Source organism: Poritiphilus flavus (assembly GCF_009901585.1).
GTDB lineage: Bacteria > Bacteroidota > Bacteroidia > Flavobacteriales > Flavobacteriaceae > Poritiphilus > Poritiphilus flavus.
Map to the genome: position 1 here is coordinate 483116 of NZ_WXYO01000006.1, position 24146 is coordinate 507261.

At 43.0% G+C, this 24146-nt stretch carries 26 protein-coding genes; 21 read left to right on the top strand and 5 right to left on the bottom strand.

Translation table 11 applies throughout. From position 1 onward, the window contains the following. Positions 1 to 4 precede the first annotated feature (4 nt). Positions 5 to 562, top strand: a complete 558-nt coding sequence (locus GTQ38_RS14850) for a hypothetical protein (protein WP_161436333.1) — start codon at positions 5 to 7, stop codon at positions 560 to 562. Positions 563 to 583: 21 nt separating this feature from the next. Here the strand turns inward: GTQ38_RS14850 and GTQ38_RS14855 are convergent, their stop codons facing one another. Then, positions 584 to 1333, bottom strand: a complete 750-nt coding sequence (locus GTQ38_RS14855) for an HAD family hydrolase (protein WP_161436334.1) — start codon at positions 1331 to 1333, stop codon at positions 584 to 586. A gap of 133 nt (positions 1334 to 1466) precedes the next feature. Here GTQ38_RS14855 and rpiA point away from each other — a divergent pair, with 133 nt between their 5' ends. The 4 genes from rpiA to GTQ38_RS14875 all read left to right on the top strand — a co-directional run bounded on the left by rpiA (position 1467) and on the right by GTQ38_RS14875 (position 5268). Then, entirely contained in the window at positions 1467 to 2153 is a 687-nt protein-coding gene (gene rpiA, locus GTQ38_RS14860; protein ID WP_161436335.1) for a ribose-5-phosphate isomerase RpiA, read from the top strand. Between the two features lie 144 nt (positions 2154 to 2297). Next, entirely contained in the window at positions 2298 to 3509 is a 1212-nt protein-coding gene (locus tag GTQ38_RS14865; protein ID WP_161436336.1) for an alpha/beta hydrolase, read from the top strand. A gap of 318 nt (positions 3510 to 3827) precedes the next feature. Then, positions 3828 to 5018: a cation:proton antiporter gene (locus GTQ38_RS14870; RefSeq protein WP_161436337.1), complete on the top strand. Its 1191-nt coding sequence runs from the start codon at positions 3828 to 3830 to the stop codon at positions 5016 to 5018. Continuing rightward, complete coding sequence (locus GTQ38_RS14875; RefSeq protein ID WP_161436338.1) at positions 5011 to 5268, top strand: glutaredoxin family protein; 258 nt, start codon at positions 5011 to 5013, stop codon at positions 5266 to 5268. Before GTQ38_RS14870 ends, GTQ38_RS14875 begins: the two co-directional genes overlap by 8 nt. A 34-nt stretch (positions 5269 to 5302) precedes the next feature. On the opposite strand, the gene GTQ38_RS14880 is transcribed toward GTQ38_RS14875, so the two are convergent. Together GTQ38_RS14880 and GTQ38_RS14885 are read right to left on the bottom strand one after the other, a co-directional pair. Further along, a complete protein-coding gene (locus GTQ38_RS14880; protein WP_161436339.1) occupies positions 5303 to 6109 on the bottom strand; it encodes a hypothetical protein in 807 nt (268 codons plus the stop codon). Positions 6110 to 6259: 150 nt separating this feature from the next. Beyond that, a complete protein-coding gene (locus GTQ38_RS14885) occupies positions 6260 to 7210 on the bottom strand; it encodes a sugar phosphate isomerase/epimerase family protein (protein WP_161436340.1) in 951 nt (316 codons plus the stop codon). A gap of 224 nt (positions 7211 to 7434) precedes the next feature. Here GTQ38_RS14885 and GTQ38_RS14890 point away from each other — a divergent pair, with 224 nt between their 5' ends. The 9 genes from GTQ38_RS14890 to GTQ38_RS14930 all read left to right on the top strand — a co-directional run bounded on the left by GTQ38_RS14890 (position 7435) and on the right by GTQ38_RS14930 (position 13927). Next, positions 7435 to 8280, top strand: coding sequence for a helix-turn-helix domain-containing protein (locus GTQ38_RS14890; RefSeq protein ID WP_161436341.1), 846 nt, complete (start codon positions 7435 to 7437; stop codon positions 8278 to 8280). Between the two features lie 63 nt (positions 8281 to 8343). Next, on the top strand, positions 8344 to 8829 hold the full coding sequence (locus tag GTQ38_RS14895) for a nuclear transport factor 2 family protein (RefSeq protein WP_161436342.1): 486 nt from the start codon (positions 8344 to 8346) through the stop codon (positions 8827 to 8829). A gap of 1 nt (position 8830) precedes the next feature. After that, complete coding sequence (locus GTQ38_RS14900) at positions 8831 to 9799, top strand: aldo/keto reductase (RefSeq protein WP_161436343.1); 969 nt, start codon at positions 8831 to 8833, stop codon at positions 9797 to 9799. Positions 9800 to 10076: 277 nt separating this feature from the next. Next, positions 10077 to 10457 (top strand): hypothetical protein, encoded by a 381-nt coding sequence (locus tag GTQ38_RS14905; protein ID WP_161436344.1) that lies wholly within the window; start codon positions 10077 to 10079, stop codon positions 10455 to 10457. A gap of 119 nt (positions 10458 to 10576) precedes the next feature. Beyond that, positions 10577 to 11008, top strand: coding sequence for an SRPBCC family protein (locus GTQ38_RS14910; RefSeq protein WP_161436345.1), 432 nt, complete (start codon positions 10577 to 10579; stop codon positions 11006 to 11008). A gap of 138 nt (positions 11009 to 11146) precedes the next feature. Next, complete coding sequence (locus tag GTQ38_RS14915; RefSeq protein WP_161436346.1) at positions 11147 to 11782, top strand: GyrI-like domain-containing protein; 636 nt, start codon at positions 11147 to 11149, stop codon at positions 11780 to 11782. Then, positions 11782 to 12210 (top strand): VOC family protein, encoded by a 429-nt coding sequence (locus tag GTQ38_RS14920; protein WP_161436347.1) that lies wholly within the window; start codon positions 11782 to 11784, stop codon positions 12208 to 12210. The genes GTQ38_RS14915 and GTQ38_RS14920 overlap by 1 nt, the downstream gene beginning before the upstream one ends. Position 12211: 1 nt before the next feature. Then, complete coding sequence (locus tag GTQ38_RS14925) at positions 12212 to 13327, top strand: DNA alkylation repair protein (RefSeq protein ID WP_161436348.1); 1116 nt, start codon at positions 12212 to 12214, stop codon at positions 13325 to 13327. Between the two features lie 144 nt (positions 13328 to 13471). Continuing rightward, entirely contained in the window at positions 13472 to 13927 is a 456-nt protein-coding gene (locus GTQ38_RS14930; protein WP_161436349.1) for a cold-shock protein, read from the top strand. 59 nt (positions 13928 to 13986) lie between these two features. Here GTQ38_RS14930 and GTQ38_RS14935 read toward each other — a convergent pair whose 3' ends face one another. Continuing rightward, the gene (locus GTQ38_RS14935; RefSeq protein ID WP_161436350.1) at positions 13987 to 15036 is read right to left on the bottom strand and encodes a DUF3667 domain-containing protein; all 1050 of its coding nucleotides are present in this window, start codon (positions 15034 to 15036) and stop codon (positions 13987 to 13989) included. 452 nt (positions 15037 to 15488) lie between these two features. Between GTQ38_RS14935 and eutB the strand changes: the two genes are divergently transcribed. The 4 genes from eutB (at position 15489) to GTQ38_RS14955 (ending at position 19626) form a co-directional block, all read left to right on the top strand. Further along, on the top strand, positions 15489 to 17819 hold the full coding sequence (gene eutB / locus GTQ38_RS14940; RefSeq protein ID WP_161436351.1) for an ethanolamine ammonia-lyase subunit EutB: 2331 nt from the start codon (positions 15489 to 15491) through the stop codon (positions 17817 to 17819). 53 nt (positions 17820 to 17872) lie between these two features. Beyond that, the gene (locus GTQ38_RS14945) at positions 17873 to 18670 is read left to right on the top strand and encodes an RNA polymerase sigma factor (RefSeq protein WP_161436352.1); all 798 of its coding nucleotides are present in this window, start codon (positions 17873 to 17875) and stop codon (positions 18668 to 18670) included. A gap of 67 nt (positions 18671 to 18737) precedes the next feature. Then, on the top strand, positions 18738 to 19205 hold the full coding sequence (locus GTQ38_RS14950; protein ID WP_161436353.1) for an SRPBCC domain-containing protein: 468 nt from the start codon (positions 18738 to 18740) through the stop codon (positions 19203 to 19205). A 7-nt stretch (positions 19206 to 19212) separates the two neighbouring features. Then, positions 19213 to 19626, top strand: coding sequence for a DUF6855 family protein (locus tag GTQ38_RS14955; protein WP_161436354.1), 414 nt, complete (start codon positions 19213 to 19215; stop codon positions 19624 to 19626). A 52-nt stretch (positions 19627 to 19678) separates the two neighbouring features. On the opposite strand, the gene GTQ38_RS14960 is transcribed toward GTQ38_RS14955, so the two are convergent. Beyond that, positions 19679 to 20017 (bottom strand): hypothetical protein, encoded by a 339-nt coding sequence (locus GTQ38_RS14960; RefSeq protein WP_161436355.1) that lies wholly within the window; start codon positions 20015 to 20017, stop codon positions 19679 to 19681. A gap of 313 nt (positions 20018 to 20330) precedes the next feature. On the opposite strand from GTQ38_RS14960, the gene GTQ38_RS14965 reads away from it, so the two are divergent. The 3 genes from GTQ38_RS14965 to GTQ38_RS14975 all read left to right on the top strand — a co-directional run bounded on the left by GTQ38_RS14965 (position 20331) and on the right by GTQ38_RS14975 (position 24135). Then, entirely contained in the window at positions 20331 to 21431 is a 1101-nt protein-coding gene (locus GTQ38_RS14965) for a sensor histidine kinase (protein ID WP_161436356.1), read from the top strand. Then, complete coding sequence (locus GTQ38_RS14970) at positions 21409 to 22125, top strand: LytR/AlgR family response regulator transcription factor (RefSeq protein WP_161436357.1); 717 nt, start codon at positions 21409 to 21411, stop codon at positions 22123 to 22125. Before GTQ38_RS14965 ends, GTQ38_RS14970 begins: the two co-directional genes overlap by 23 nt. 123 nt (positions 22126 to 22248) lie before the next feature. Continuing rightward, positions 22249 to 24135 (top strand): outer membrane protein assembly factor BamB family protein, encoded by a 1887-nt coding sequence (locus GTQ38_RS14975; protein ID WP_161436358.1) that lies wholly within the window; start codon positions 22249 to 22251, stop codon positions 24133 to 24135. The last annotated feature ends 11 nt before the right edge of the window (positions 24136 to 24146 follow it).

Genomic DNA, 24146 nt, shown 5'->3' on the forward strand with positions numbered 1-24146 from the left:
GATTATGTCATTAAAAAAGATCAAAATAAATAAAGGCTTTTGGAATTCGGATAAGATCTTCGGGCTAACGGCCATGCTTATCAGCCTGGTAACACTGATCATCTTCGTAAGGCAAACCAATATCATGGATGATCAGAGTCGAAGGTCGGTAATGCCTTATCTGATGATCGAATTGAGCGAGAGTGGATCAGAACAACTGCTTAAACTGGACCTGGTTAACCACGGGGTGGGACCTGCAATTATTGAAAAGGTCCAGATAAATCACAAAGGGGAGGAGTATCCTATGGACTTTTATACCTTTTTAATGGCCAAAGCACCCGGGATGGATACCCTTGAGTTTGTTAACTATTCCACCATTTACAAAGGTGTTGCCATCCCTGCAGGAGGTAGGATCAACGCGTTTTCAGTAGGTTCCAACGAAGCCGATTATCTGGCCAGTTTAAAGATCCTGGGAGATTTGCAGGCTGATCCCAGTTTTGGTTTTGATATCCGATATAAATCCATTTACGAGGATTTCTGGAAGATCCATCCGGAAACCGGCATACCGATCAAGCTGGATTGAAGCCACTTATGCTGATGATTTTCAGGGGTTAGAAGTCTTACTTTTTTGCTGGTCGATAAAACTGTATACCGTCCTACTTAAGTCTTCCAAATTATCGACAACAAACCCGGCATCGAGAAGTCCGCAGTCGTGTACGGATTCCCTGGTGACATCATTGGTAACCGCAAAGACAGGGATTTTGGCGTTTTGGGCCGCTTTTATCCCATTGACGGAATCTTCAATAACCAGGCACTCCTCTGTGGCAAGGCCCAATTTTGTCCGGGCCAAATTGTAAATCTCCGGGTCCGGTTTGCCTTGCTGTACATCGTCACGGGTAAGGACCAGATCGAACTTGTGGTAGATCTCCATGATTGTGGTGATCCTCTTTGCCTCTGGCAGATGAGACATGGTAGCCAGCACCACCTGGAATCCGTCTGTCTGCAGTTGATGGAACAGGCCCAGCGTAAACGGACAAAAGTGCTGGGATAAGAGTGATACGTCCTCCAGCATTTCCCGATATAATTCCAATCTTTTAGAGATCAACTTTTGGCCTACCAACTCCAGATCATCGGTCCGGAGGTGACGCCTCAGACCGCTGGCAAAATGTTCAGATAATCCCCGTACAACCTCTGTCCTGGACAATCCTACAAATTGGCCAAAACTATCCAGAACTTCCTGGCTTGGGAGTTCACCTTGGGTCAGAAGTTCAATGGCTCGTGCATAGGAGGTTGCCTTGAGCACTTCCGTTTGGATCAGCGTCCCGTCTAGATCGAATATTACAGCTTTTATCATTTTCCGAAGCTAATATAATGGCAAACTAATGGAAAAGTATGGAAGGTGGAAACCGGATTGGGTCTAATGACAAAAAAATAAGATCACAATGGGCTTAAATGGATATCTTTAAATGGTGAAATCAACTCCTGGAATGAAGATTGAAAATGTAAACAACGAAAAAAAGCTGGCCGCATTGGAAGCTGTAAAATATGTGCAAAATGGCATGATCGTAGGCCTGGGCACCGGCTCAACTTCAGCCTATATGATTGAGAAGCTGGGAGAAGAAGTATCTAATGGGTTAGACATCCAAGGTGTCCCTTCATCCGAAAGAAGCGCGGCCCTTGCGGAGGAGTACGGTATCCCTTTGGTATCCCTGAATGAGGTAGTTGAACTGGATATCACTATAGATGGAGCCGACGAATTTGACCCCGGCTTACAGTTGATCAAAGGGGGAGGAGGGGCACTGTTAAGAGAGAAGATCCTGGCGCATAATTCAAAAATGAACATTATTATCGCGGATTCCGGTAAAGCGGTATCCAAATTGGGCAAATTTAAACTTCCGATAGAGATCATACCTTTCGCAGCTAATAGTATTATAGCGGAACTGCACAAAATGGGGCTTAAACCAGAATTGCGCAAAAACCGTGAAGGCGAATTCCGAACGGACGAAAACAATTTAATCGTGGATGTGGACATTTGGGATCATGAAGACTTAACACAGTTAAACCTGGATCTTCTGAATATACCAGGTGTGGTGGAAACCGGCCTTTTCCTCAAAACAACCGATATTCTTATTATGGGGAAGGACAAAGAAGTGGTCACTTACAAAAGTCAATAATCACAAGTCTTCTGGCCATCTGGTAAGCGTAAAATCGTTCGGATTCCTCCAATGATACATTTCCCCGTACGAAATATGCCATTGATCCGGAGTATGGGACTAATTTGAGATCCTTAATCGGTTGAATCAATTGTCTTCATGTTCATGATCCCAAAAGTCTTCAAATATTCTATCCTTTCGATAGTCTTAATTTTTCCATCGCTGGGAAGCTATTGCCAGTTACCCGAGCCAACCGGACCCTTTGCGGTCTCAAAAGTCAAAATGTTGATTCAGGATCCGGAAAGACCAGAGCTTTATACCGAAGACCCGGAAGATAACCGTAAAGTGCTTCTGGATGTTTGGTACCCCACTAATAGTAGTGCGGAAAGAATACCCTATATGCATCCGGAAATACAGAAAGTTTTTCTAAAAGATCGAAAGGTCGCCGATAGTGTTGATAGTTCACTTTTTTATTCGGCCACAACACATACCAGCACAGCCGCTAAGCCCGACCCACGGATCTCAAAGGCCCCGACGCTGATTTTTTCTCATGGAGCCTCAACCCCGATTGAGGTTTACACTACAATTTTTGAGGATCTGGCCAGCCACGGATATATAGTTTTTGCCATCGGGCACACTTATAACACTGCCGCCCTGGAGCTACCCAATGGTGAGATAATCAAGGCCAATCGGAAGTATTTTGACGATCGCTGGACCGAAGATATCAATCGGCGTTGGGAGGCCATGATGGATTTTGTAAAGGGAGAAGCTTCCGCGGAAGTGAAACTAGATACTATAAACACCTTGTTTAGATCGGGCTTTCCCGCATCACTTGACATGGAGATCTGGAGGAAGGATATCAGCCTGGCACTGGACAAGATGGAACAGCTAAACAAGGACAGGAGCAGCATTTTCTACAGAAAGTTAGACCTGCGAAAAATTGGAGGCTTTGGCCATTCCTACGGGGGATCGGCCATGGGACATGCCCTGATGAAGGAAAGCAGGTTGCAAGCGGCGGCGAATCTGGACGGCTGGCAATTTGGAACCCGGGTCCCCGGAAAGACCTTCCGGAAACCGTTTCTATATGTCAGGGGAGGTTACCCGCAGCCAGACGCACTAAACAGCGCTGTGTATTCCAGGGGTGGTAAAAGGTTTATGCAAGTCAAGTTGGCCGGGACATTACATACCAATTTCGGAGACCTTCCCTTACTTACCGGCCCGGATAATATATTTAACACCGGAACCCTTGAGGCGGAAAGAAGTACTTATGTTGTCAATAGCCTTTTACGTCATTTCTTTGACCATACTTTAAAAGGTATGAAATCTTCATGGCCACTTTCAACCGCCGACTTTCCGGAGCTAACATATGAGCATTAATGCATACATTGGTTTCATTCTCACAGCAGACCAAATAGCTGTCGAAGTCCGAGGGGTTTTCCCCTAAAGACAATCGGCAAGGCATTGAACCGTTCCCGTAGTCATCACTTATCTCTTGTTTATCAAGAAATCTCCAACCAAACCACTGACCTCGATGGAGGTAAGCCGTGGCAATCTCTTCTTTTTGTGCCTGTGGTTAGGAATCTTCAACATTTTGAATTGTTTATTGCTTTCCGCATATAAAATGACAATATACGAGGGCTTTGCTATTCCAAAAAGCCATTAAGTTTCGTATTTTTCGGATAAGAAAAACTACCAATGCAACACCATATTCTCCTGAACCTTTTTGCCATTTTCGGTGTGGCAACAGCAGTGATCATTATTTGTAAGTTTCTAAAGATCCGGTATATTATCGGCTACCTGATAACCGGGGTATTACTCAGCCCTAACACCTCCCAGTACTTCGCGGATATGGAGGAGGTGGAAGTCTACGCAGAGATAGGGATCATTCTTCTTTTGTTTACCGTAGGCCTGGAATTTTCCTTCAGCAATCTTAAACGCATCAAGAATTACGTGCTGATAGGGGGTGCCTCTCAGGTTTTCTTTACTATATTCCTAACGGCAGGGCTTATATGGCTGCTGATGCGGCCCTCAGTAGAAGAAAGCCTGTTTTGGGGTTTTCTTTATGCCCTGAGCAGCACGGCGATTGTAGTTAAGGTATTGCAGGACAGCAACAAGATCAATACGCCCCATGGCAAGTTTATCCTGGCGGTCTTGCTGTTCCAGGATATCATGATCGTACCCCTAATGTTATTTACGCCCATTTTAGCAGGGGCCGGAGATAGCAGTCCTATGGAGGCTTTGCTATGGCTTTTGGGCAAGCTTGTTTTGATGGGAGGCATCGCCTACCTGCTGGCGCGGTTTATCATTCCATACTTTTTAAAGACCGTAATGAAGATCCAAAGTCAGGAAGTGTTCCTGATCGCCCTGGTTTTCATTGTTACCGGTATTGCCCTCTTAACGGAAAAATTAGGATTGTCCCTGGCCCTGGGAGCCTTTATCGCCGGACTCATTATTGCCGAAACGGATTATAATCGAATGGCCATTTCCTGCTTTCTACCGTTTCGCTATGTATTTATGAGCTTCTTTTTTATTTCTATGGGGATGCTTCTCAACTACCGGATTTTTGTCACTGATCTGGGATGGATCATCTTTTGGTTCTTCTTTGCATTAGTTGTCAAGGCTATTGCGGGTATCCTTGCGGTTAAGGTCATGAAGCTGGACTGGAAAACGGCTCTGGCGGTAGGTTTTTCAATTGCTCAGATAGGGGAGTTCTCTTTTGTTCTCGCACAAAGCGGATTGAAATATGAACTAATCAGCCAAAATAACTATCAGATCTTTCTTGCGGTATCCATACTTTTAATGTCTCTTACACCTTTTATTGTCAATAATGCAGAGCGTATCCATACCGTATTTGGAAGAATGTTCAAATTACAGACTCATGGATGAAACGAAACTAAAACTCTATGGAGCCGACTGGTGTACAAAGTCGTCTAACATCCGAAACTATCTACAGTCTATTTGGGTAGAGTTTGAAGATTACAATGTAGAAACGGATGAGGAAGCCGAAAAGTATGTTAGGTCTCTTTACGACGGTAAGCTAAAATTCCCGACGATAACGTATGGGGATAGATTTCTTAAGAACCCTACCATTAAAGAACTGGATCAGTTCCTTGAGGAGGTAGGGATTGAAAAGTAGTTGCTGAGGCCGATGGGCTGATGTTGAATTTTCCTTAATCACAGACCTGCTTTTTGCTAAAAGTGTCTGCTGCATCCAGAGCATCACCTTCCGCCATGTCTTCCTTGAAAAGCAGAAGCCTGTCAATACCGTGAAAGGAAGATCGTCCGGAAATTTCTATAAGATAAACCCCTTCTCCGGAGAAAGTGACGTAAATATTGTGAGCGTCGTGATCTGAAGTGGAGGCCTGCCACTTGAATTCATTGTTATTTCCACTTCGGTATATTTTAAACCAACCGTCTGAAGAAGCGCCTGCCGGATTGGGTTCTTTACCGGAACCTTCTGGATATACCACACTGCCGTCAGCTTTCTTACCAAAAAAATCATTGGCATCCGGGAAACGCAGCCAGGAATCGTTATGCTCTGTTCCGTCGTTACCCTGGGTAAAGGAAGATTTCCATAGAAAACGGTAGGTGCCCGTGGTCTTTATCGCGATAGGGAAAACCACTTTCCCTGAGCCCGGATTTCCCAAACTCTGATCGCCCTCCCAGACCATATAACCGTCACCGGAGAAACCGGACAGCTCGTTCTTAAGCACCCAGCCTTCGGGAAAATTACTGTTCTCAAACTCTATGGAAACCACCCCATTGCTCTCTTCAAAAAGAAAACCAACACTTTCCGGGCAATCGGAACCTTGTACGTTCTCACCCGCTTCTTCTCCATTCGGTTGCTCGGAATCGGGAGAATCCGGATCGGAAGAGGCTTCATCCGTACTACATCCTATAAGGGCTATGCTGCTAAGAAGCAGGATGGCTATAAACAGTAAATCGCGTTTGGATCGGGATAGCTGTAGGTTTTTCATAAGACAGGGCTTTTCCCGAAAAAACGGGCTTTTGAGGACCTTATTGCCGCCAGATCCCTGTTTTAGACGAAATACGATAAAATTCTTCCCCTACCAGGTTTGACAGACGGAAAACTCCATGAATGCTGAGGAGTTAAAAGCCCGCTCAGGCTATTCATAATCCAACCCTATTTCATCGCATATGGTTTGCAAATATTTCATCCCCAAGACACTTTCCCTTGCAAAATCCTCAGTAGCTACAGGATTTCGATACACTCCAGGAACACTTTCGCCACCTCTGGAAACCCCTGGTACGTCTTCCAGTTCAATGGAAACCACACCATCAAAACCGGTTTCCTTTAAGGCGATGAACATTTCTTTCCAATCAATTTTTCCCTGACCTGGGCGCCAGTGTACATTGGTTACCGCATCATTGTCCGAAACATGCAAATGTTTTATTCTGTTACCCAGTTGATAAACGGAAACATTGGGAAAGTCGCCCACAGGGAACAAATGGCTGGGATCAAAATTCAGGCACAAAGCATCTGAATCAACATGTTCAAACAGCCGCAAAGCCCCAGAGGTATTAGCTACATACGCATAAGGATGGGGTTCGATGGAATGGAAAAGGCCATTCGCCTCACAATGATCAGCACAGGCTTGAACGGCAGCGACATAGGACTTGTAATTTCCGTCCCAGTTTAATCCCCTTGGCATAGGTGCGGTAAAGAGCTGAACCAGGGGTTTGTGTGTATGCCAGGGAAATTCTTCACCGAAACGCATCCCAAATGGCCAGGCACTAACGCTGTTAATGATCTTTGTACCCAATTCCAACCCGATGTCAGCAGCTTGTTTGAAATCTTCAAGAGCAGACTTTCGTTTATCTGGCTCTGGGTGCGACAGGTCGAACTGGCTAAAGACAAACTGGGACAATTCCAGGCCTTCACCACTCAGAATGGCTCTGAGTTCCTTTACTTTGGAGGTCGTGTAATAATCCTTCAAAAAACCCGGATTCCACGCAATTAATTCAATGGCTTTAAAGCCAAGTCCGGAAATTCTTTTAATTACGTTCTCATATGGGGGATCCCATTGAAATGGCCAGGATGATGCTCCGAATTTCATTGATATATTTTTAAATCTTTGCCGTCCAATATTAAAATTGGACTGTATACAATTTACAGCTAAAAAGATAAACTTCAGCCAAATTTCTGATGTGTATTTTAAGAGGCGAGCTTCCTTTGAAGTCCCTAAAGTGAGTATTATAGATAGATGTAGAACTAAAACAATATTAAAATCAGAGACGGTAATCCATTTTTCACGAACTTTCCTTCGGCAATCCGGAAGGTATGAGTAGCAATATCGTATATCATAGACATGAGCCTCGCGCTGATCTAAAAAAAGAGATCAACTATATCTGGTTTATGGAGACCGAAGAGGGAGAAGAGCAGGAAACTCCGGACTTGCTGATCCCTGACGGTTATCCTGAAATTATTTTTGTCCTTAAAGGCTCCTATCGCAAAAGGCCCCTGGCAGATTCCAGCAGGGTGGAAGTAGTTGACAGATCCAGTGTTGTTGGACTTCAGCAAAGGTCTTTACTGGTTAAGCGGGTGGGGCCGGTTCGGCTGATTGGCATAAAATTCAAACCTATAGGATTTTACCATTGTTTTGGAGAAAAGGCGATACAAACAGCCGGAAAAACTGAGGCCCTGGAGGTGTTGGAAGCACCCTGGCTAATGGATTTGGAACAAGAATTAAAGACATTGGATTCTTTAAGTCCTATGCAGTCGGTTATAAGTGAGTACATAAGCAGGCAACTTGTAGGGCAAAGTGTTTTACCAAAAGAAATGGTCTTAGACAAATGCATCAACGCGATAATAGATGCGAATGGCAGCATTTCCCTAGAAACCCTGGCAGAAAAGGTGGGTAAGGGTAAGCGACAGATCCAACGATATTTCAGGGAATACATAGGTATGTCCCCTAAGAAGTTCTGCAGCTTGATCCGCTTTAAGTCCGTGTATAAGCAAAACGTGCTTTCCGATTCCGCCCTGGGCCATTTTTTTGATCATGGCTATTTTGATCAGAGCCATTACATAAAGGATTTCAGGGCCAAGCTTGGCATCACTCCATCTGATACCCTATCCCGGGAATTCAAAGCCCAAAATGAGATCGCTAAAAAAAGCATCCGCACATGACGCCTTTTTACTATACCTGAGAATGCCAGCGCACTACTTTAGCCCCAAACTAAAAGTGCGAAAATGAATTCTACCACTTTAAAATACCTTTTACGGTCTCTTAGACCTGTATTTATATTGCTCTTTCTTCAAGCTAATGTACTCACGGCGCAAACGGATCCCAAAGAACAGGCTATTGATGACATTAAGGACGCTCTAAGACTGGAAACCCAGTACTTTCTTCAAAGAGACCTGCGAGCATGGGAAGGGCAATGGTCTCACGAGCATTTTGTTATGAAGTGCTATATCAGGGATGGCAAATACCTGGAGCAAAAGGGTTGGCCGGTTATCAGACAATCTGCATTAGATTATATGCAAGCCCATCCTGAGCCCGAGCAGATCACCATGGAGGTTCCGGAATATGAAATAAGTGTTTTTGAAAGCTCAGCCTTTGTATCCTACATCCAACCCGACCCGATACGAGGTAAAAAAAGGGAGATCCGTTTGATGGTCAGGGAAAATGGTCGTTGGAAGATAGGATATATGAGTACTAATTATTTAACGGATTAATATGAAACGGATCAATTTAGGGAATATCGGGCTGGAGGTGTCCCAACTTTGCCTGGGAACCATGTATTTTGGAACTAAAACGGATCAGAGTCAATCTGAAAAGCTCTTGGATTACTTTACGGATCAGGGAGGTAATTTTATTGATACTTCAAACAATTACGCCTTCTGGATGGAAGATGCCTGCGGAGATGAAAGCGAGACGGTTCTTGGTAAGTGGTTAAAAAGGCGCGGGAAACGTGAGCATGTGGTCCTGGCAACCAAATGCGGGGCAAGGCCTGTTGATTATACCGGGGATCTGGGATCTATTAAGCTCGAGGGATTATCGTATAAAACCATTATCAATGCCGTTGAACAGAGCCTGAAGCGACTGCAAACAGATTATCTGGATGTGATCTATGGACATGTGGATTTTATGGAATATCCCATAGATGAACGCCTCAAGGCATTTACCTTGTTAGAGGAGCAAGGGAAGATCCGGTTTGCAGGTTCCAGCAATACCATGGCGTGGAGACTTGCTGAAAGTCAGTTGTACAGTAAAGAGCACGCTTATGTTAATTACAGCTTTGCACAACAGCGATATACTTTCCTAAGACCCAGGTATACCGCAGACTTTTGGGTTCAGATATTGTTGGAGGAAGAAATGCTGAACTATGGAAAACATCATCCGGAGCTGACGATTGTAGCCTATGCCACTTTGCTGTCCGGTTTCTACGGCAAAAAAGATGCAGCCATACCGGAGGAATACGATACAGAAGACAGTCGTCTCAGGCTTTTAGCCTTAAGCGAATTAGCAAAGCGGAAATCCTGTACCATGAATCAGCTTGTATTGGCGTGGATCATGGCCCATACACCCAGGATCATCCCGATTATTTCGGGAAGCAAAGTGTCACAGTTGGAGGAAAGCCTTGGCGCTGTAAATATTGAACTATCCGGTGAAGAGCACTTTTTTCTGAGCAATTCAGGATTGTGATATTACCTTCGCTCAAAGGAAACTTCAATAAGCCGAAAAGTCCCGCAATACGGGAGTTTATACATTCCTATTGAAATTCAAAAAGTTAGGCTTAGGAGGTCAGCCAGAAAATAGCTATATTTAGGAAGCCGCTTGTCCTAAAGAGAACTTCATCACCATCCTTTAGTGTTTTCACCAGGATAGCGGGGTATACGACAAATACGCACCGCAGGACTGTGGTGTGGGGCTAACTGAAATTCTAAGAAACTAATCAATTGTAAATGTAAAACCATAAAGTATGCAAACAGAAGCGGTATATTCAAGTGATCTCGCATTTAATTTGGAAATTTGGAAAAGGGAACTGAAATTTCACAGATCCGAATTAGAAATGTTTCAGCAAAAGCTGGAAGAAATCGCCAGAAGAAAAGACGGCAAACAATCTTCATACGAGCTGGAAAAATTTCAAAACAGATTGATCATAGAGAAGGTCGCTGCCAGTAAACTGCTACACCGCTGCAGGGCTAAACTGGGTAATCTTCACAGTGCCGATCACTATAAAAACGTGGATGGGGAGCTACAGTACGAAAAGCGCTCACTGTATGACGACCTTAAGCACTATATTAAATTACACTATGAATTCAAGGAAGGCATTATGGACTTCTTTCTGAAATGGTTGTGATTTAATCCGCATAAAATAATTTGAGGTATAGGGCCCCGTTCTTACGGGGCTTTATTTGTATGATCGGAGAACAATCACCAATGGAAAACCTACACTTCGAATAAAAACCTGCACATACCATGACAAATTGGGAGTTTAAACATTCGGTTTATACCAGGGCAAAGCGAAAAACAGCCTGGGATTTTCTTACGGACATGTCTAACCAGCTTAGAATGGAGCCTGGGATTGAGGATATTGAGTTGGACGGTCCTTTTGCCAATGGCACTAATGGGCGGACCATAGCCAAAACCCATACTCAGGAATGGCAGCTTAGTGAGGTGATTGAAGGACAACAGTTTACGATCACTGGCCAGACCCCTGAACAGGAACTTAGCCTGAGCTTCTCCTGGGAATTTGAGGATGAAGGAGCAGGGACCCGTTTAACACAAACCATAAAAGGTAGCGCGGCTGATATTTCGGCTTATCAGGAAATATTTCACGGGATGGAAGAGAATGCACCAAAGCAGATGGCTCGTCTGGTTGAGGAATTGGACCAGCCTGATACTATCTAATTAAGGTACAATAGGGACAATCGGATACCTTAGTATTATCATCACATAATAAAATCTTTTGGCTCTTGTTGACATAGGGTTGTCATTCCGCTGCTTTACTTTTGATTTGAAGTAATTCCAATGACAACCTTGAACACTATGGGAACAAAGCACGAATGGCGTAAAGCGGAAAAAGCACTGTATCTTCCAAAAAAAGAACCCGAATTGGTATCGGTTCCAGCTCAAAAGTTTATCTGCATTTCGGGCGAAGGCAATCCCAATGGTCAGTATTTCGCCGATTGTGTATCGGTATTGTATGCAATCTCATACGCCATCAAAATGAATTCTAAAAAAATGGAATCACCTCCAGAGGGCTATTTTGATTATACTGTATATCCCTTAGAGGGGCTATGGGACTTAAACGAGGAAGCCAAAAACCGGATTGACGGAAGCTGGAATAAAGAAGAACTGGTCTTTAAACTGATGATACGACAACCTGATTTTGTTACGGAGGGTTTTTATGACAAAATGATGGAACTTACCAAAAAGAAAAAACCACATCCATTACTGGAAGATCTAAGATTTGAAACCATAACCGATGGTAAATGCATTCAAATGATGCATGTAGGACCTTATGACAATGAACCTGAAAGTTTTAACCAAATGGAACAATTCGCAGAAGGGCAAGGGTTTCAAAGGCTCTCCAAAACTCATAGGGAAATCTATATTTCAGATTTTAGAAAAGTGGCCTCGGAAAACTTAAAAACAGTATTGCGATTTAAAATTAAACCATAATGGAACAACGCTTAACTATCGTAGGATTAGGAGTAAATGATCTAAAGATATCCAATCACTTTTACGAAGAGATTATTGGATGGCAGAAACTACCATCCAGCAATGACAGTATTAGTTTTTTTCAACTCAACGGTATTTTACTGTCCCTTTATCCCAGGGAAAAACTGGCTGAGGACGCCCAGGTACCTCACGAAGGAAGTGGTTTCAAAGCCTTTACTCTGGCTTACAATACCAGAACGAAAGAAGAAGTTGACAGCCTTATCAAAGCGTTGGAAAACAAGGGTGTAACTATAGTAAAACAACCCGAAGAGGTATTCTGGGGCGGATATAGCAGCTATATTTCCGACCCTGATGGAAACCTTTGGGAAATAGCTTTCAATCCTTTTTTACCCTTGGATGAAAAGGGAAACGCAATAGGACAGGAATAGCATGGCAGAACTTCTGAAAAACATATACAATAGAGCCTTTTTTGATGCTTTCACCTCCATTTTTCAAGAGGTAGCGCCAAGCTTTAGCACAAGCCAATTTCTAAATGAGATCTTTGATGACGAATGGGAGGATCGCGAGTTAAAGCAACGTTTGAGACATACTACAAACAGCCTGCGTGGACAGCTTTCAGGTAACTTTGAACAGGATGTTTCCTGTATACTTCATTTTGTTAAGTCATGGCAGGAGAGGGGAATCCATGTAGGCCCTAATGATGATCTGGCATTTATGTTTTTGCCAGACTATCTGGAGCAGTATGGGCTGGAGCATTTTGACACTGTTATGAATGCTACCGAAGTAATTACAGCTTTTAGCAGTTGTGAATTTTCGATCAGACCATTTATTATAAAATATCCGGAGGAAAGTATGACTCAGATGCTTGCATGGTCCACTCACGAAGATCTACATGTAAGAAGATTAGCATCTGAAGGTTCTCGCCCGCGACTACCCTGGGCCATGGCGATCCCAGCTTTAAAGAAAGATCCAACACCGATCCTCCCGATCTTGGAAAACTTAAAAAACGACCCTTCGGAATACGTTCGCAGAAGTGTTGCCAATAACCTGAACGATATCGCCAAAGACAATCCGGAATTGGTTGTAAAAATTGCCAAACATTGGAAAGATCATTCTAAAAATACCGATTGGGTGATAAAGCATGGCAGTAGAACGCTACTCAAGCAAGGCAACCAGGAGTTGATGGAGTTATTTGGTTTCGGGAAAGTGGATAAGATTAAACTCTCCAATTTCAAGATAAACACCGCGGTTGTCAGGATTGGGGAACCATTGGATTTTTCATTTGATTTGACGAACACCAACGCTTCTACATCCAAAATACGTCTGGAGTATGGATTGTATTACCAAAAAGCGAATGCCACATTATCTAAAAAGGTATTTAAGATCAGTGAGAAAGATTATGCTGCCCATAGCTCAACTTCCATAAGGAGACAGCAATCCTTTAAGATCATTACTACCAGAAAATTTCACATAGGCAAACATCAGGTCTCCATTATTATTAATGGAAAAGAGTTTGATAAAAAGGACTTTGAGCTTGTAAACTGATAGCACCCTAACAGCCCTGCTGTTGATACTCCTACAGTTTTTTACTTCTAACTTATCAACAATTTGGCTTTGACGAACAAATTTGGTTTGATTTCAATGGTCGTTTTCAATAAAAGAGCTAACTTCTGCTCATTAAATTACCATATGGCAAGACCGCAGCAATCCTACAACAAAAAGGAGAACGAAAAAAAGCGACAAAAAAAGCGAGAGGAGAAGAACAAGAGAAAAGAAGCCCGTAGATCTAAGGCGAAAGAAGGAGGGGGAGGTATCCCGTTTGCTTACGTAGATCAATACGGTAATTTAACCGATACTCCTCAGGATCAAACTGAAAAGGAAGAAATTGACGCATCAAGCATTGAACTTGGCATACCCAAAAAGGAGCATACTGAAGAAGACTTTGATCCCGTCCGCAAAGGAAAGGTTTCATTTTTTGATCATTCTAAAGGCTTCGGTTTTATTATTGAGGAGGGTACTCAGGAAAAGTACTTTTGCCATGTAAGCGGCCTGATCGATGAGATCAATGAAAACGACTCCGTGTCCTTTGAGCTGGAAAAAGGGCCGAGAGGCATGAATGCGGTAAAAGTTACGCTTCTGAAGTAATTCCCTGCATAGATCCCCTCATACTTATAGCGGAACAGCGCTATCAGGATCTGCCATTTTCAATACAACATGAAGGACACAAAGATCAGCCCGGATATGGCTAAGGGGAGCACAAAAAGCATATAGGCAAAAGATATGATATTGGCCTTAAAAAATGCTCCTATCCAACTGCTATTATAGAAGTTGTGCAAGGCAATGATCAGATAAATAATCTGGGAAAAAATAATCGGAATTTCAATCCATAATGGAATTTCAAAAAGCATATTGGCCAGAATGAGTACACAGAAGGTCATAAAAATGAAGGTGAAAAAGTAGAAACTAAAGACCATATGATGGGCAAAGGTACCGCGCCTCCAATAGAAGATCTTCAATAAAAGGGCAAACAACGGGAGCAATATGAACATGGCAATGGGGATGATATCGTATAGCGTCTTCAGGATACCTCCGCCCCGCTGTTCGTAGAACTTCAGCATTTGTGTAAAGACCTTTGTAGTGAATACCCCGGCATCTTCCTTCATTCCTATAGCCTTCAATTTTTCGGATTGAGGCGCGTCATTGGCGATCAAAGAGTCTAATTCCCCTTTTTTAGACCCCCAAAGTCCCGAAGATACGTCAGTGCCTGTTATGAATACGGAGTCTAAGGCCTGGATCTCCTCATCGGTCATGCCGGTATGCACCTGGTTTTTTTTAAGTGCATCTTTCGCAATAGCTATACCTACGGAGTCTACCTTTGCGGATATTGAATCCACAGGGACCTCCCTATTTAAGCCTTCTTCCAGGGCTTTGGACATTTCGGTATCTGCTTTCCTGATCGTAAAAGAGAAGATAAAAAAGAAAAGTACGGAGACGAAAAGATAGAACTGTGCCGGGTGTAGATAAGAGAGCCTTTTCCCATCTACAAAACGCCTGGCCAATACTCCGGGCTTCGTCATTAAGGGGATGAAACTCTTAAAAAACCGGGCATCTATGGAGAAGTAATTGCTTATGGTATTGCTGAACAAGACCCCGATGGTGAGGTTGTCCGCAGCTTCTTGTCCACAATACGGACAATAGTCAAACGAGGCGTCAAATTTCTTCTCACAGTTTTTACATTGGGCGGTTTGTGACATGCGGGTTGGTTTGAATAAAGTTACAAAAGTATATTCGCAAGCGTAAAATCCAATAAGAAAAGCAGTGAATAGCTGTGAAAAATCTCGGTTAAACTGCTTATTTTTTATAGTATTTCCAATATTTAGCTGCTTTTCGTCGAATTTTATGTCTACAAAATGCGATCGTAAAAGGATTTTTCTACATTTCAGGAAATTACCTACTTATGATGAATTACATTACACTATTTTGCTTCTTTGCCATTTGCTTTGTTTTCGGTTGCCTTGTGATTACTTTTCTTTATGAAGATTGACGTTATTCTTCTTGCCGGCTTTTGCCCACTGCATACAGGGTGCTCAAAGATGTTTGGGCCCTAAGATGAACTGAATTACACAACAGGCTTACATCCTTCTGCCTTTTTTGCTATCTTTAAAGTGATACGTTTTCCGGTAAGAATCACCTTAAATAAAGCGGTATGAAAAAGATAACACGGAAAGGGTTTTTAGGCCAGATGGGTCTGATGGGAGCCTCGATAATATCTTTCGGCGGTTGCGATTTTTCTACTACAAATATCAAATCCCGTATACCCAGGGGAGCTCATATTGATACCCCGCTGGAAGCTGAAGATATCTTTTCCTTTATCCGCAGGTTAAAAGGTAAAATGGACATAAGTCTTTATCGCAAAATTATAGGCGCGGCTAATGAATTTAAGGAAGGAGATCAAACCATCGGGGTGGCCGCGGCCGATGAAACATCCTGCCAGAATGCCAGAACATTACTGGGGAATACACTTGTAAACGACCTGGAAAAAAATCCTTTGTTTAAAGACGGTATCCTGGACCTGATCCAAAATTCGGTGACTCCGGACCCCATGGTCCAGAACTGGACCGTATCGGAACTAAAACAATTTATCCTCAGCAGTCCTGAAGAGCAAATCAAAGAGATCATGCCCGGCCTTAGCAGCGATATCATCGCCTGCGTCGTAAAACTGATGACCAATGAGGAGTTGATTAGTGTGGGGCAAAAAGTATTCAATCCGTTGCCAAATAGTAATATAGGGAGCGAGGGTTATATGAGTGCCCGTGTGCAGCCAAACTCTCCCACAGACGATATTGAAGACATCGCCTGGCAAGTGTTCGACGCCTGGTCTTACGGAGTAGGCGACCTGGTGCTGGGTACAAACCCCGTTTCCAGTGAAGTGGATTCCGTGGCCAGGATAGAAGCTGAATTGTTCGATATCATCAGCACCTTTGGCCTGGAGGAAAGCATTCCCAACTGTGTACTATCTCATATAGATATACAAGCCGCCGTAGAGGAAATACAGCCGGGAACTACAGGCATCTGGTTTCAGAGTCTGGCCGGTACCGAAAACGCCAACAAAACTTTTGATGTGACCATTGAAAAGATGTTCCAACATATGGACAAGCGCAAAGGTCCTTATGGCCTTTATGCCGAAACGGGGCAGGGGGCCGACTTTACAAACGGACACGGTCAGGGATTTGACATGCTGGTACACGAGTCTCGAAAGTACGGCTTCCTAAGAGCTTTAAAATTACATATTTCTAAAGACTTGCCTCCAGAAGAAGCACCATGGGTACATGTCAATGATGTAGCTGGATTTATCGGACCGGAGGTGTTTAAGACCAGGGAACAGTTAGTACGATGCTGTCTTGAAGATACCGCAATGGGGAAACTACACGGCCTGACCATTGGGCTTGACCTCTGTTCTACCTTGCATATGGATGTGAACCTAAGGGATCTCGACTGGTGTATTGAACAGGTGATGCCCGCTAATCCGGCCTATTTGATGGCCTTGCCCACCAAGAACGACCCCATGTTAAGCTATTTGACAACCGCATTCCACAATCATCTTAAAGTTCGGGAACAATTTGGCTATAAGGTGAATGATGTCATGTGGGATTTTTTCAAAAAAATTGAAGTTATAGATAATGAAGGGCAGCCGACCAGCCATTTCGGAGACCCGCTTTGGGTATACTATCAATATAGATTAGCCAAAGAAGACCCCAGAAGCAAAGAGGAAATATACAAAGAGGGTAGGGAATGCCTCGCTCGAATAAGAAAGCGGGGGGTACCCATTGCAGAGGGCTACGGCGAAAATATTTGGGACCAGAACCCCGAATTGGAACGGGAGGTGGAAAGACTTTATGAAGATGCCAAGGTGAGCCTTTGGACAGAAATGCCAGCCTCTTTTGTGGCCAGTATACCGGCTCCGGTAGCCATAAGCAGTAAATCCCATGACCGCATAGACTATGTGTACCATCCCGAATCCGGAGAGCGTTTAAGTACAACTGCATTGAAGCGCCTGGAAAGTATGTTGAAGACATGGGGCAGTGATGTTCCGGAACTTCAAATTATTATTTCTGACGGATTGAATGCCAGGGCGCTGATGGATGAAGGACACCTGATGCCATTTCTCGATGGCCTGACCAGTGCATTAAAGGCTAAGGACTACCGTATCGGGAAAGAGAACATCGTGATCAGGAACGGAAGGGTAAGAGCCGGTTACGCCTGTGGCGAATTACTTTTCGGTCATCTTCCTAATCCTGCAACAAACAAGGGGATCATTCATGTCATAGGAGAGAGACCGGGATCCGGGCATCATAACTTTTCAGCCTATCTGACGGTTACTACCGTAAATACCTGGAGCAAAAAGGGGACGGTAGACCACAACATAACACGCGTGGTTTCCGGAATATCAGATTCGGCACTAAAACCAGAGCAGGCTATTCAGGATATTCTGGGGATCATTGAACAACAATTAGCTCCGGAGCTTTCAGCGGTCTGATCAAGTGCAATTCAGAACCTTTTTACCGAAATTATTATCATAAGCACAAGCGCATGACCCCGGAGCAGTTTACCACTGAATTTGAATTGGCGAGGCCACAACTGAAATCATATATACTGAGGATCACGGCCAGCATTCAGGATACAGAAGACATCGTACAGGACACTTTCATTAAGGCATCAAACAAATTAGAAAGTTTTCAGGGAGATAGCTCCTTAAAAACCTGGATATTCACCATAGCCTCCAACCTGGCCAAAGACAATTTAAGGGCCAAAAAACGCTGGACAGCAGATGTAACGGATATATGCAGGGAGAAAGCATTGGCAAATCCCAACTACTTTCCGGAGATCGCCAGGATCCAACAAACTTCGGCCCATGCCAAATTCGAGATCAAGGAGCATATTACATTTTGTCTCACCTGCATTTCAAAATCCCTACCGTTAGAACAGCAAATATGTATGCTTTTAAAAGAGATCCACGGGTTCAAGATCTCTGAAATTGCCGGTATACTGTCTATCACTGAGGCCATGGTTAAATACTATTTACACACTGCACGGACCAAAATGGTGGACATCTTCGAAGGCAGGTGCGCCTTGATCAATAAAAACGGGACCTGTCATCAGTGCTCAGAATTAAATGGGATTTTTAACCCCAAACAGCAATTTGAAGAAGAAAAGAACAAGATCAACTTTGCCAAAAAGGCCAATGATCCTGACAGGCAGCACTTACTCGATTTAAGATTGGAAATCGCGAAGAATACGGACCCCTTTACCTCTAATGGCCATGATTTGCAACTCCATCATTTAGAGCACAATAGAAAGATCATGGAAAATTTACGGGAAAAAAAATGACCAGCAGCCTATCGTTTTGTCTCCGCCAAACGTCAAAAGGATAAGACAAAACAATAAAAGCTGAAAAATGTCAGACTTCATATCAAACGGCAGGGCCGTTACCACCAGGAATATATTTAGCAGAGAAACCGTTGTCCGTATCGATATACTTGCAGACCGAGGTATACTTTGGGCACTGCTGACTAACGGTAGCGATCTTCCACGTTGGAATTCAACGGTGATCTCCCTTGAGGGGGATATTAGAAAAGGAGAGAAGATCCGGCTTAGATCTACCCTGGATCCTAAACGGGTCTTTAAGTTGAAAGTAACAGAGTTTGAACCTGAGTCCGCCATGATCTGGGGAGCGGCCATGGGCAAAAGGGTGTTTAAACTCAAAACCCTAGGCAATGGAACAACCAATTTCTTTATGAGTGAAAAGATCGGAGGACCATTGTTCCCTTTGTTCTCAGGAATGATCCCACCCTTTGACGAATCCTTTGAGCAATTTGCCAAAGACCTGAAGAAAGAATCAGAATTAATACAAAACGCTAATTAAGAACAGTATGAACTTTAAAGAAAAAATCGGAACAAAAGAAGAGCCTTTAGTACTCAAAACCCCTCCCTTATCCTCTGAATATACCATGCATGTGGGGGAGAAGGACGGAAAAGAAATATTGGTCTGTACTGTAAAGAAGACCGTACTTCACTACGATATCCGTTGTATTGATGACCTGTATAAAATGCTTAAAGAAAGAGGGGATTGGATGGAATTGGCCAGCAAGGATGAAAAAATTCCGACCAAACCGGATACAGTGGAACATTGGGCCAGGTCTGAAGACAATCCTATTGGCGGATGGTATGGGCTTAAAAAAGGATTTAAGGGTCGATTTGGAATGTATATTCCACCTTTGATGGAAGCTCTCGGGCTTGCCGAAGTTACTCATGAAAAACGCGGTAACAAGATGCGGGCAAAGTAAAGTATAAAAAGAAACGGCACCCGCTACCAGAGTGCCGTTTCAACCTTGGGAATTAATGACTGCCAACCCTGATCTTGGTGTCGAACAGCACATCTTTATCGGCCATAATTACAAGCCGGTAATACGCTTTTTCAGACTGGTTAAAGTCTAAAACTTTCCCAACGGTAAGCTCATCTCCCAGATTCACTTTTCGGATCACATTACTTTGGTCGTCATAGATCTTTACGAATAGGGAGGATCGTTCCTGATTCAAAAACCATAATCGAACCAGATTGTCTTCAACCTGGATCCTTGGATCATCTTTTTTTTCTGTTGCCTGGGCGGGATTGAACAATGCAAGCCCTAAAAACACCAGTGCAAGACTGAATACTCTTTTAAATTTTGCTTTCATATTACAACTGCTTTATTGATGAATAACACTCAAATTTAGATCGAATATCAGGCCAGTCAGATTAATAGGGACATAGTGCATGATTGCCGATACGGACCAGGAAAATTGTAGCACCAGTTGAAGGATCTGAAAAGCTCAAAGATTACAGAATTCCCCGTTCATACTGATTTTAGGGCGTTTAGGCGACTTTGATGCTGTTTTTTAACTTTATCTTAAATCTTTCGTAATTGAAAAAGGGGATTTTGTCATGGCCATAGGCAGATTCATCCTTTTGTAGTAAAGTTGGAAGTATCTAAGGCCTTAAATTTGTTCGATGTTTATCCTGACAAAAACTTACGAGGGTTGGTCCCTGGAACGTGTTTCCAGGCATATAGGCTATTGGTTGCTATGGTGGCTGTTTTATATGGTAATCAATGAGGGGGTTTTTGATAACGGAAGTTATAGGGAGTGGTTTTTGTTTGAGTTGCATGTACTTCCCCTAAAATGGTCCATTACTTACTTTACTATTTATTATCTGTTTCCCAAATACGTCAGGAACAAGAGGTATCTGACCTTCTTCTTTTGGATATTGGGCCTTATTATAGTTGGTGGAATTCTCTTTAGGGCCCTGGACTACTATGTCATTGGAAATCTCATTTCTTCAGAAGCATTATTAAAAAAAATAGATTCCCAAAATTTTTGGTCTTTTACCATTGCCTACAAGGCCTTGGACTTATTATTTGTGGTTTCCCTGGTACTTATAATCAAGTTCATTCAGCTGCAAACCCTACAGGAGAGCAAGAACAAGGAACTCACCAAACAAAAGCTTGAAGCGGAATTGAACTATTTAAAGCATCAGTTACAACCTCACTTTTTGTTCAATACCTTGAATAATTTATATGGGATGATCATTACGAAAGACGAGAATGCCGGGGAAATTGTCCTGAAGCTTTCCGATATTCTAAGTTATATGCTTTATAACTCCAATGACAAAGAAATATCCCTGGAAAAAGAACTGGAAAGCCTGGCGAACTACATTGAACTTGAAAAACTGCGCTACGGCAAAGAATTGACAGTATCCTATGAGGTAACCGGTTCTCCCCAGGATCATAAAATAGCCCCCTTGATTCTTATCTCCTTTGTTGAAAACGCTTTTAAACACGGACCTTCGGATGTACTGGTAGACAGTTGGATACGAATAGCAGTACATATAGAGGATGAACAAATGCGATTTGAAGTTGAAAACAGTATGGAAACTCTTGCCGTTGATAAAGATGAGAAGCAGGGCAGGGTGGTCAGTGGGATAGGACTTTCCAACATTGAAAAAAGACTGGAACTGATATATGGGGACTCCTATGAGTTGCATATTTCGGAAGGAGATACCTATAAAGTGGAATTAACAATCAAAAAGCATGAATTGTCTTATAGTGGATGATGAGCCTCTTGCTATTAAGGTAATAGAAGCCCATCTTAAGGAATTCAAGGATCTGAAACTCGTCGCCAAATGCCGCAGTGCCCTACAGGCTTTTGAGATAATGGAGAAGCAGGAGATCCATCTGATCTTCCTGGACATTGAAATGCCCAAACTGGATGGTTTTTCATTTTTAAGGTCTCTGAACGATCCTCCGCTGATAGTGGTCACAACGGCGCATAGGAACTATGCACCGGAAGGCTTTGAGTTAGACGTGGTTGATTACCTGCTAAAACCCATTTCGCTTAAAAGGATGATGCAAGCCATATCTAAAGTAAGAAGAATATACAAGGGAAGAAGATCCATGGCAGAGCCACCGAAGATCGTGCAGGCGGAATTCAGTCCTTATATTTTTATCCGAAGTGAACGGGAAAACGTAAAGGTTGAGCTAAATGAGATATTGTACGTTGAAAGTTTAAAGAACCACGTCAAAATAGTAACAGCCAATAAGACCTATATTACTTTATTGAGTATGGGAAAAATGGAAGACAAACTACCCAGGGATATTTTCATGCGGGTTCACAGGTCTTTTTTGGTTAACCGGCATCATATTGAGAACTACACCAACACTTATGTGGTCATCAAAAGGAAATCCATTCCGATAGGAAACAGCTACCGGGCGACCGTATTGGAATTTCTGGGTAAAAGCCAGCTCTAGGATCTGATTTTTGGCTTAAGCCAGTAAATAATGTTATAACTTAGAATATTCCAAGTTATTTGCATGGGGCCACTTCCGAAACATCTCTCATCACTGTCGCTTTTGATATTCCTGTGCTGCTCTATGAGCGCTCTTTCACAGCAAAAGATTGAATTTGCCAGGAATATAAGCGAGCAACGTATAAATAGCTATACCGGTACTTTATTGATAAAGACCAAAAACGGGGTTTACGGGGTAGATCCTGAAACGAATAATATTTCCTGGGGAAACGAAGACCTGAAAAAAGCGAGTTTCTCTGAGTATTCAGAGATCCCGTTTACCCCAATTGTACTTTTCACTCAGAAACCTTTTATCAATTCCAAAGCATTGTCACAAACCCTGAATAGCAAGGGGGCTTCCAAAAAAATAATCAGTGTTTACAATGGAAAGATGTTGTTTGATTCCGAAAAAGAGGGATTCAAAGCGGTAAATAAAACGCTCATCCTTCCGCAGAGAAAAGCCATACTGGTGGATGGGGTTAAAGACAAGGAACTTCTGATATCCCTATTCAGTTACGAGAGCGGAGAGCTTCTTTGGGAGGTGAAAGCTTCCGAAACCGGATTTTTCAAGAATCTCAAAGGCGCTTTTTTTGATGATGAAGAGGTTATGCTGGATGCGGACCAAAACATCTATTGGTTAAAAAACAAACACTTGCTGAAGATAGATGGCGGCAGCGGGGAGATACTGTTTGAGCAAGAAAAGGTGACGTCAATCGCTATGAATGCGTCCCAGGATGTACTTTTCGTCTTTTCCAATAGTCTTGAGGTGAAGAAGTTGGATGAGGAAAATAGTATCACAGCTTTGAATTGTAGCACTATGGACAGCGTCTGGCAAAAACCGGTTAACATCTGGGGCAATATTTCAGATACTGCACAGGATCACGGCAAGTTAGTGGTAATCACTTCAAAAGGTTTTAATATCATAGATATTCCAACAGGGAATAAGAAATGGGAACGTTCCGACGCCCTGCCTTTGATAAAAAAGATCGTACCCCTGGATCAGGGATATCTGGTTGTACAAGACAATTTCTTGGTTCGAATTAATGAGCGCGGAAAGAAGGCTTGGGAGAAAAAAGTTAAAATTACTTTTTCCGCGCTTGAAAACCCCATATACATCCTGGAAAACAAAGAATCTGCGCTCTATATCAGTCCATCACAAGCCAACGTTGTAAACATAAAAAACGGGATTAAGACCTGGGAAGAGAACCTCAGGCTGAATACCGCTGGATTCATTAGTCGTAATCTCAAGCTTAGCGAAACCTATTTCTCTATTTGGAATGATAGCGACCACAAGCTGTTTCCGGTATACAGCGAAAAGCGCTTCTATATTTTTGATCCGGCATCTACAGAAGCCCCTGAAATGCATGATGGATTTGAATTTACACGCACAGCACCTAACCTCAAGATCCGTAAAAGCGGTTACCTGCTGTTCCGGGACAACCTTTTTTATTTCCATAACAGGTCCGGAGAACAGCTTTATCAAAAGTCCTACCCTAAACATAGTAGCAATAGTATACTTTCCGGAACCTGGTATTGGGAGAAAAGGGGATTGGGCACGGCTACATCTGCCCTGGGTTTTGTAGGTAACCAGATAACGGGAACTTTGAACAGCGTTTTAGTTTCGGCAGATCTGGGCTTACTGAGTAATGTGTCTTCCAGCATTTATGGAACCTACCTCTCTTATCAGGGCTCCCTGGATAAATTGACCAGCCTGGATCAAATGGATATTGACCTTAATGTCAGGGGTATTTTTGATCGGATCAAAGCGGGGAGAAAAAATGAGGGCAGCCTGCTTATCGTCTCGCCAAAAGATGAAGTTTTTGAAATTATTAGACTGGATATAGATCAGGGAACAGACCAGGTCATCAAAACAGTGGATAATAGCTATTCTGATTTTATCATAGACCAGGTGGCGCAACAGATCTATTTCTTTAAGAAAAAGACGGTTCTCGTCGAGAACCTTCAAGACTAATACCGAAGTCG

Coding starts and splice junctions, on each gene's coding strand:
- GTQ38_RS14855 (WP_161436334.1), bottom strand. CDS start 1,333: ATGATAAAAGCTGTAATATTCGATCTAGACGGGACGCTGATCCAAACG.
- GTQ38_RS14965 (WP_161436356.1), top strand. CDS start 20,331: ATGTTTATCCTGACAAAAACTTACGAGGGTTGGTCCCTGGAACGTGTT.
- GTQ38_RS14875 (WP_161436338.1), top strand. CDS start 5,011: ATGGATGAAACGAAACTAAAACTCTATGGAGCCGACTGGTGTACAAAG.
- GTQ38_RS14850 (WP_161436333.1), top strand. CDS start 5: ATGTCATTAAAAAAGATCAAAATAAATAAAGGCTTTTGGAATTCGGAT.
- GTQ38_RS14865 (WP_161436336.1), top strand. CDS start 2,298: ATGATCCCAAAAGTCTTCAAATATTCTATCCTTTCGATAGTCTTAATT.
- eutB (WP_161436351.1), top strand. CDS start 15,489: ATGAAAAAGATAACACGGAAAGGGTTTTTAGGCCAGATGGGTCTGATG.
- GTQ38_RS14970 (WP_161436357.1), top strand. CDS start 21,409: ATGAATTGTCTTATAGTGGATGATGAGCCTCTTGCTATTAAGGTAATA.
- GTQ38_RS14915 (WP_161436346.1), top strand. CDS start 11,147: ATGGGAACAAAGCACGAATGGCGTAAAGCGGAAAAAGCACTGTATCTT.
- GTQ38_RS14930 (WP_161436349.1), top strand. CDS start 13,472: ATGGCAAGACCGCAGCAATCCTACAACAAAAAGGAGAACGAAAAAAAG.
- GTQ38_RS14905 (WP_161436344.1), top strand. CDS start 10,077: ATGCAAACAGAAGCGGTATATTCAAGTGATCTCGCATTTAATTTGGAA.
- GTQ38_RS14955 (WP_161436354.1), top strand. CDS start 19,213: ATGAACTTTAAAGAAAAAATCGGAACAAAAGAAGAGCCTTTAGTACTC.
- GTQ38_RS14920 (WP_161436347.1), top strand. CDS start 11,782: ATGGAACAACGCTTAACTATCGTAGGATTAGGAGTAAATGATCTAAAG.
- rpiA (WP_161436335.1), top strand. CDS start 1,467: ATGAAGATTGAAAATGTAAACAACGAAAAAAAGCTGGCCGCATTGGAA.
- GTQ38_RS14945 (WP_161436352.1), top strand. CDS start 17,873: ATGACCCCGGAGCAGTTTACCACTGAATTTGAATTGGCGAGGCCACAA.
- GTQ38_RS14870 (WP_161436337.1), top strand. CDS start 3,828: ATGCAACACCATATTCTCCTGAACCTTTTTGCCATTTTCGGTGTGGCA.
- GTQ38_RS14895 (WP_161436342.1), top strand. CDS start 8,344: ATGAATTCTACCACTTTAAAATACCTTTTACGGTCTCTTAGACCTGTA.
- GTQ38_RS14975 (WP_161436358.1), top strand. CDS start 22,249: ATGAGCGCTCTTTCACAGCAAAAGATTGAATTTGCCAGGAATATAAGC.
- GTQ38_RS14885 (WP_161436340.1), bottom strand. CDS start 7,210: ATGAAATTCGGAGCATCATCCTGGCCATTTCAATGGGATCCCCCATAT.
- GTQ38_RS14935 (WP_161436350.1), bottom strand. CDS start 15,036: ATGTCACAAACCGCCCAATGTAAAAACTGTGAGAAGAAATTTGACGCC.
- GTQ38_RS14880 (WP_161436339.1), bottom strand. CDS start 6,109: ATGAAAAACCTACAGCTATCCCGATCCAAACGCGATTTACTGTTTATA.
- GTQ38_RS14960 (WP_161436355.1), bottom strand. CDS start 20,017: ATGAAAGCAAAATTTAAAAGAGTATTCAGTCTTGCACTGGTGTTTTTA.
- GTQ38_RS14925 (WP_161436348.1), top strand. CDS start 12,212: ATGGCAGAACTTCTGAAAAACATATACAATAGAGCCTTTTTTGATGCT.
- GTQ38_RS14900 (WP_161436343.1), top strand. CDS start 8,831: ATGAAACGGATCAATTTAGGGAATATCGGGCTGGAGGTGTCCCAACTT.
- GTQ38_RS14950 (WP_161436353.1), top strand. CDS start 18,738: ATGTCAGACTTCATATCAAACGGCAGGGCCGTTACCACCAGGAATATA.
- GTQ38_RS14890 (WP_161436341.1), top strand. CDS start 7,435: ATGAGTAGCAATATCGTATATCATAGACATGAGCCTCGCGCTGATCTA.
- GTQ38_RS14910 (WP_161436345.1), top strand. CDS start 10,577: ATGACAAATTGGGAGTTTAAACATTCGGTTTATACCAGGGCAAAGCGA.